Origin of the sequence: uncultured Dietzia sp. (assembly GCF_937873725.1) — a bacterium.
Lineage (GTDB): Bacteria > Actinomycetota > Actinomycetes > Mycobacteriales > Mycobacteriaceae > Dietzia.
In genome coordinates this window covers 1-5,725 of sequence record NZ_CALMYY010000005.1, presented here as the reverse complement: position 1 = coordinate 5,725, position 5,725 = coordinate 1, and the positions used below count along the sequence as shown (strand labels likewise).

Genomic DNA, 5,725 nt, shown 5'->3' with positions numbered 1-5,725 from the left:
TCGAGGGCAGCCTCGGTTCCGACGGTGAGTCGGGATCGTTTGCGGGTTCGGTCGAGCAGGGCTCTGTCCAGGGTTCGTTGGCGGCTGGTTCGCTCGGGTCGATCCTGGAGTCGCTGGGCTCCAGTGGCGAGTCGGGTCCGCTGGGGTCGCTCGAGGAGGCCTTCGGTTCCGGGGGTGAGTCGGGTTCGGTCGGCTCGCTCCAGGGGTCGCTGGGTCCGGATGCCGCGGGCTCGATCGAGGAAGCCCTCGGCTCCCTCGGTGGTGCGGGTTCGCTCGCCCCGATCCTGGTCGGATCCGCGGGCGGAGTCAGCACTGGTTCGCTGGCGCTGGGTTCGCTGGGGCTGACCGCCCTGTCGGTCGGTGGAGTGATCCACGCGATCAACACCGGGCTGATCCCCCTCCCGCCGGGTATCCAACTGCCGACGATCGTCCTGCCGCCTCTGCCGCAGATCGATGGCCTGCTTCCGGGTAGCCTCGGGATCGCAGGAGCGGGCGTAGGCGCCACGACCACGTCCGCACCGCCGCCGGCTCCCGGCCCGGTGCAGCCGAACGGTCGCAGCTGATCACCCGCTGACAACCGAGGACCCGTCTCCCCTGGGGGAGACGGGTCCTCGGTTTTGCGCCCGCGGAGCGGGGGATGACGCAGCCCCGCTCACGCCAGGGAAATGCGGTGAGCCCCTCGCCACGGTGGCGAGGGGCTCACGACTGACGGAGCGTGGTCAGGTCACTCGGTCTCGGTACCGGCGCCGGAGCCGGTTCCGCCGAGGAGCCCGGAGAGCGGGCTGCCCGACTCGCCCTCGCCGCCGAGGGCCGAGGAGAGGACGCCGAGCGCGTCGCCGTCGGAGGACAGCGTCCCGATGCTGCCCTGGATGGCGGTGGCCGGGTCGCCGACGATGACGCCCGGGTTGATCACGGGATCGGAGCCGGTGCACTTCGACACCAGCGTGTAGACGTTGGGCTCCAGAGTCGCGTAGACGGTCTGGCTGCGGACGGCGACGCTCGGGATCGCGTTGGGGAAGAGCTCCTTGGTCTTGAGAACCGTGACCGCGGTCTTGCCTGAGATCAGAGCGACGATGTCTCCGAGATCGCCCCCGGCAGCACCGTTGACCTGCTTGATGAGCGCGGGTGCGCTTGCGGTGGGCGCCACCGCCGCGAAGCAGACCGCGAGGTCCAACGCGCCCTCCTTGGTGAAGGTCACCGCGAGCTTCTCTCCGGTGACCTCGTGGCTGGTGGTCGCGGCCATCGCGGCGCCGGCTCCGGCCATGGTCAGGGCGGCGGCCGCGCCGAGGACGGCGGCGGTACGGGCGGCGGTGCGGGGCGCGGTCATAGATCCTCCGGAAGAGAGCAGCGGGGCGTGACGCTCCCGCGTGTGAGATGTGCGTCTCTCAGGATAGGCCACGCAGGGCCTCCAGCCGATCGTGCGCCTGCGTCATGATGCGCTGGATCAGCTCGTCACAGCTGGGCAGGTCGTCGATCATGCCCACGACCTGGCCCGAGGCCAGCACGCCGGCCTCGGTATTGCCCTCCACCAGCCCGGCCTTGAGCAGCATCGGGGTGTTGGCGGCCATGACGATCTGCTGCCAGGTCCGCTCGGAGGACTTCTTCATGTTGAGGCCGTCCTTGGCGAGCGTCTGCCACTTCATGCCCGTCATGGACTTGAACTTGTTGGCGTTCTGCACGGCCGCCACCATCCCCTTGACGGGGCTGCCGGACTCGAGCGCGTTGACCAGGCCGGTCCGCAGCACGCGGTGCGGCATGCCGTCGACGCGGGTCGACACGACCGTGTCCTGCAGCCCCTTCTCGAGGTACTGCCGCTTGACCGCGTCCGGCACCCGCGAGTCGCTGGTGAGCAGGAACCGCGTGCCCATCGCCACGCCCGCGGCGCCGTAGGCCAGGGCGGCCACCAGGCCGCGGCCGTCGAAGAACCCGCCGGCCGCGACCACCGGGATCGACGTGGTGCCGGGCCCGCCGAGGGCGTCGATCACGCTCGGCAGGAGCAGCGTCGTGGCGACCGGGCCGGTGTGGCCGCCGCCCTCGCCGCCCTGGACGATCACCGCGTCCGCGCCCCAGGAGGCGACCTTGACGGCGTGCTTGGCCGCGCCGATCGAGGGGACGACGACGAGGCCGTTCTCCTTCAACCTGGCGATCAACTCCGGCTTGGGCGCGAGGGCGAACGACGCGACCCTCACCCCGTGACGGATCATCAGCTCGCACCGCTCGGCGGCGTCCTCGGCATCGGCCCGGAGGTTGACCCCGAACGGCTTGGAGGTGAGCTCCTTGGTGCGCACGATCGCGCTCTCGAGCTCGGCGTACGTCATGGTCGCCGAGGCGATGATGCCCAGCCCGCCGGCGTTGGCGGTGGCCGCCGTGAGCTCGGGCCCGGAGACCCAGCCCATGCCGGTCTGGACGATCGGGTACTCCACGCCGACGAGTCGGGTGAAGTCGGTCGACAGCGTGGCGGCCCGGCCGGTGGTCACGTCGTCGTCGTGCCCTGTCACGTCACTCATTTCGTCTCCTCCGCGGGCACCTCGCGGTTACGGACGCCGCGCGGGTCGATCACCTCGCGGATGATGCGGAGCTCCTCGGCGGACGGGTCGCGCGTGACGCCCGCCTCGGCCAGTCCGGCCACCTCGAAACCGGTGTTCTCCGCGACCTCCTCCGCGGTGACGCCCGGGTGCAGCGTCACGGCGCGCATGGTGTGGCCGGGGCCCTGGAAGTCGAACACGCCCAGGTTGGTGACGACCGTCGGGATGTGGTGGAAGCGGAAGGCCGGGTCGCCCTGTTCGTACCGGTCGTACCCGATGCCGCACACGATGTCGACCTTCTCGCAGAACACCCGCGTCGAGTGCCGGCCCACCCAGTAGCTGGTGGCGTGGTTGATCGAGTTGCCGGGGGCGCCGCGAAGGCCGAACATCTGGCGCGTGGGCTTCTGGACGTCGTCCCCGAACGCGGACAGGTTCTGGTTGCCGTACCGGTCGATCTGGTTGGCGCCCATCACCACGTGGCGGGTACCCGCCTGGAGGACGTCGAACACGCGGGGGAAGGGGATGTAGCCCTCGAAGTCGATGAGCTTGCCCAGCGGCGGGGTCTGGCCGGGGAAGCGGGGCTCGCCGTCGGGGATGAGCAGGGCCTGCTCCGCGGGCAGCCGCGCCAGGCGCGCGCCGATGGTGGCCATGGGGGTCATGGGGGAGGCGAAGATCTCCCCGGCGCCGGCGAAGATCTCGGCGCACGCGACAGCGCAGTACTCGGCCCTGGTGACGGGCTCGGTGGTGACGTCGGACATCACTTGGCTCCCTTCTCTGCGGCGGCGGCGGCCTTCTCGGCCGCGACCTTCTCCGCGAACGCGGCGACCGCCTTCTGGTAGTCCTCCTCGGACCCGGACAAGAACTCGGCGACGAACGCCTCCCACGACTGCTCGTCCTTGGCGGCGGCGGCGTAGTGGCGCTGGAACGCCTCGTCGCGGCCGTAGCCGCCGGTGAACGTGAAGTGCGCGCCGTTCGGGGCCTCGGACACGGTGTCGACGAACATGCGGCTGATCAGCATGCGCTGCGGGCCGACCTCGGTCATCAACTCGTCCGCGGAGTCGACGATCTCGTCGGTCTCGAGCAGGACGGTGTCGGCGGCCATGGCGTAGAGGTCGTCGAAGTAGCCGTCGGCGCCGGTGAACGCGGCGTTGCCGTGCTTGTCGGCCTTGTCCAGGTGGAGGAGCGCGGCGTCCATGCGCAGCGCGGGCATCGCGACCAGGGTCTCGGTCCTGCCGTCCACGGGGTACGGCGAGTCGACCGTCTTGAGCTCGTCGCCCCAGAAGCGGAACACGTCCGAGCCCAGGCCCGCGCGGGTCGGCAGGAACGGCAGGCGCTGCGCGGCGGCGGTGAGGCCGGCGCGGACCATGCCCTCGTCCATCTCGCGGGAGATGATCGAGCCCTCGGTGCGCCGCTTGGCGAACCACGGGTCGTAGAACGGCGCCGAGTCCAGGGTGACGAAGCCGTAGTACGCCTTGGAGACCTTGCCGGCCGAGCACAGCAGGCCCAGGTCGGGGCCGCCGTAGGTGATGACGGTGAGGTCGGTCAGGTCCTCGCGGCGCAGGATCGCGCGCACCAGGGCCATCGGCTTACGCCGCGAGCCCCAGCCGCCGATTCCGATGGTCATGCCGCTCTCGAGGCGCGTGACCGCGTCGTCGAGGCTCGTGCGCTTGTCGCGCGGGGTGGGGGTCGTGCTCACTTGGTCTCGCCCGTCCTCTCGGAGCGCGTGTCGCGCTTGTCCAGATTCTTGCCACTCTTGACGAACTCGTCGCGGTGCTCGTCGGCCACGCCGGCCAGGTTGAGCTCGAAGGTGAAGCCCTGCTCGATGCGGTACGAGGTCTTCACGTCGATCGGGTCGATGTGGTTGATGGCCTCCTTGGCCGCGCGGATCACCCGGGTGTCCTTGGCGGCGATCGTCTCCGCGAGCGCGCGGGCGGCGGCGTCGAGCCGGTCGCGGGGGACCACCTCGTACACGGTCCCCCAGTTGTGCAGCTGCTGGGCGGTGACGTTGCGGGAGGTGAAGTACAGGGTGCGCATCATGTGCGGCGGGACCATGCGGGCCAGGTGGGTGGCGGCGCCGAGCGCTCCGCGGTCCACCTCGGGGAGGCCGAACACCGCGTCGTCGGAGGCGACGATGCAGTCCGCGTTGCCCACCAGCCCGATGCCGCCGCCCACGCAGAAGCCGTTGACGGCGGCGATCACGGGGACCGCGCACTCGTAGACGGCGTTGAAGGCCACGTAGCAGCCGCGGTTGGCGGCCAGCAGGTGGTCGAAGCCCTCGAAGTCCTGCATCTCCTTGATGTCCACGCCGGCGTTGAACCCGCGGCCCTCGGCCCGGAGGATCACGACGTGGACCTCGGGGTCGCGCCCCGCGGCGAGGATCTGCTCGCCGAGTTCGAACCAGCCCGCGGAGGGGATGGCGTTGACGGGGGGATAGTCGACGGTGACGGTGGCGATGCCGTCTGCGCCCTTGTCGACGGTGATGCCCATGGTGCTCCCTTCGCACCCCGCCGCTGCTGGGAGCGGGCGGGTGACTAACCAAACGCTTGCTTGGTAGGCTAGCACGCATGACGAACAGCGATCTGGGTCTGGCGGGGAAGGTGGTCCTTGTCACCGGCGGCGTCCGCGGCGTGGGCGCGGGGATCAGCAGGGTGTTCCGGGAAGCCGGCGCCGTGGTGGTCACCTGTGCCCGACGTCCGGCCGATGACGGATCGGACGTGGCGGATCTGGAGTTCCACTCCGTGGACCTCCGCGACCCCGAGGCCGTCGGCGCGATGGTCGACGCGATCGTCGAGCGGCACGGTCGACTGGACGTTGTGGTCAACAATGCCGGCGGCGCGCCCTTCGCGCTTGCGGCCGACGCCAGTGCCAACTTCCACTCGAAGATCGTCGCGCTCAATCTCCTGTCCGCGCTCACCGTGGCGCAGGAGGCGCACCGGGTGATGACCACCGCTGGCCCGGCGGGTGCCGCGACCGGCGGGGCGATCGTCAACATCTCGTCGGTCTCCGGCCACCGGCCCTCGCCGGGAACCGCCTCGTACGGCGCCGCGAAGGCCGGGATCGACTCGCTCACGCAGTCGCTGGCGGTCGAGTGGGCGCCGGCGGTGCGGATCAACTCCGTGGTGGTGGGGCCGGTCAAGACCGAGCGCGCCGAGCTGCACTACGGCGACGCCGACGGCGTGGCCGCCGTCGACGCCACCATC

General features: G+C 70.8%; 6 protein-coding genes and 1 pseudogene. 2 read left to right on the top strand and 5 right to left on the bottom strand.

Going from position 1 to position 5,725, the window contains the following annotated elements:
- Positions 1 to 563: pseudogene (locus Q0444_RS00205) on the top strand (hypothetical protein); the annotation flags it as partial.
- A 161-nt stretch (positions 564 to 724) separates the two neighbouring features.
- On the opposite strand, the gene Q0444_RS00200 reads toward Q0444_RS00205, so the two are convergent.
- The 5 genes from Q0444_RS00200 to Q0444_RS00180 are packed head-to-tail and all read right to left on the bottom strand — an operon-like array spanning position 725 to position 5,012.
- Positions 725 to 1,327 (bottom strand): hypothetical protein, encoded by a 603-nt coding sequence (locus Q0444_RS00200; RefSeq protein ID WP_291079884.1) that lies wholly within the window; start codon positions 1,325 to 1,327, stop codon positions 725 to 727.
- A gap of 58 nt (positions 1,328 to 1,385) precedes the next feature.
- Positions 1,386 to 2,507, bottom strand: coding sequence for a nitronate monooxygenase family protein (locus Q0444_RS00195; protein WP_291079886.1), 1,122 nt, complete (start codon positions 2,505 to 2,507; stop codon positions 1,386 to 1,388).
- Positions 2,504 to 3,283, bottom strand: coding sequence for a CoA-transferase (locus Q0444_RS00190; protein WP_299020370.1), 780 nt, complete (start codon positions 3,281 to 3,283; stop codon positions 2,504 to 2,506). Before Q0444_RS00190 ends, Q0444_RS00195 begins: the two co-directional genes overlap by 4 nt.
- Positions 3,283 to 4,221 (bottom strand): CoA transferase subunit A, encoded by a 939-nt coding sequence (locus tag Q0444_RS00185; protein WP_299020367.1) that lies wholly within the window; start codon positions 4,219 to 4,221, stop codon positions 3,283 to 3,285. Before Q0444_RS00185 ends, Q0444_RS00190 begins: the two co-directional genes overlap by 1 nt.
- A complete protein-coding gene (locus tag Q0444_RS00180; protein WP_299020364.1) occupies positions 4,218 to 5,012 on the bottom strand; it encodes an enoyl-CoA hydratase family protein in 795 nt (264 codons plus the stop codon). Before Q0444_RS00180 ends, Q0444_RS00185 begins: the two co-directional genes overlap by 4 nt.
- Before the next feature lie 77 nt (positions 5,013 to 5,089).
- Here Q0444_RS00180 and Q0444_RS00175 point away from each other — a divergent pair.
- On the top strand, positions 5,090 to 5,725 hold a 636-nt coding region (locus Q0444_RS00175), incomplete at its 3' end, for an SDR family oxidoreductase (RefSeq protein WP_299020361.1).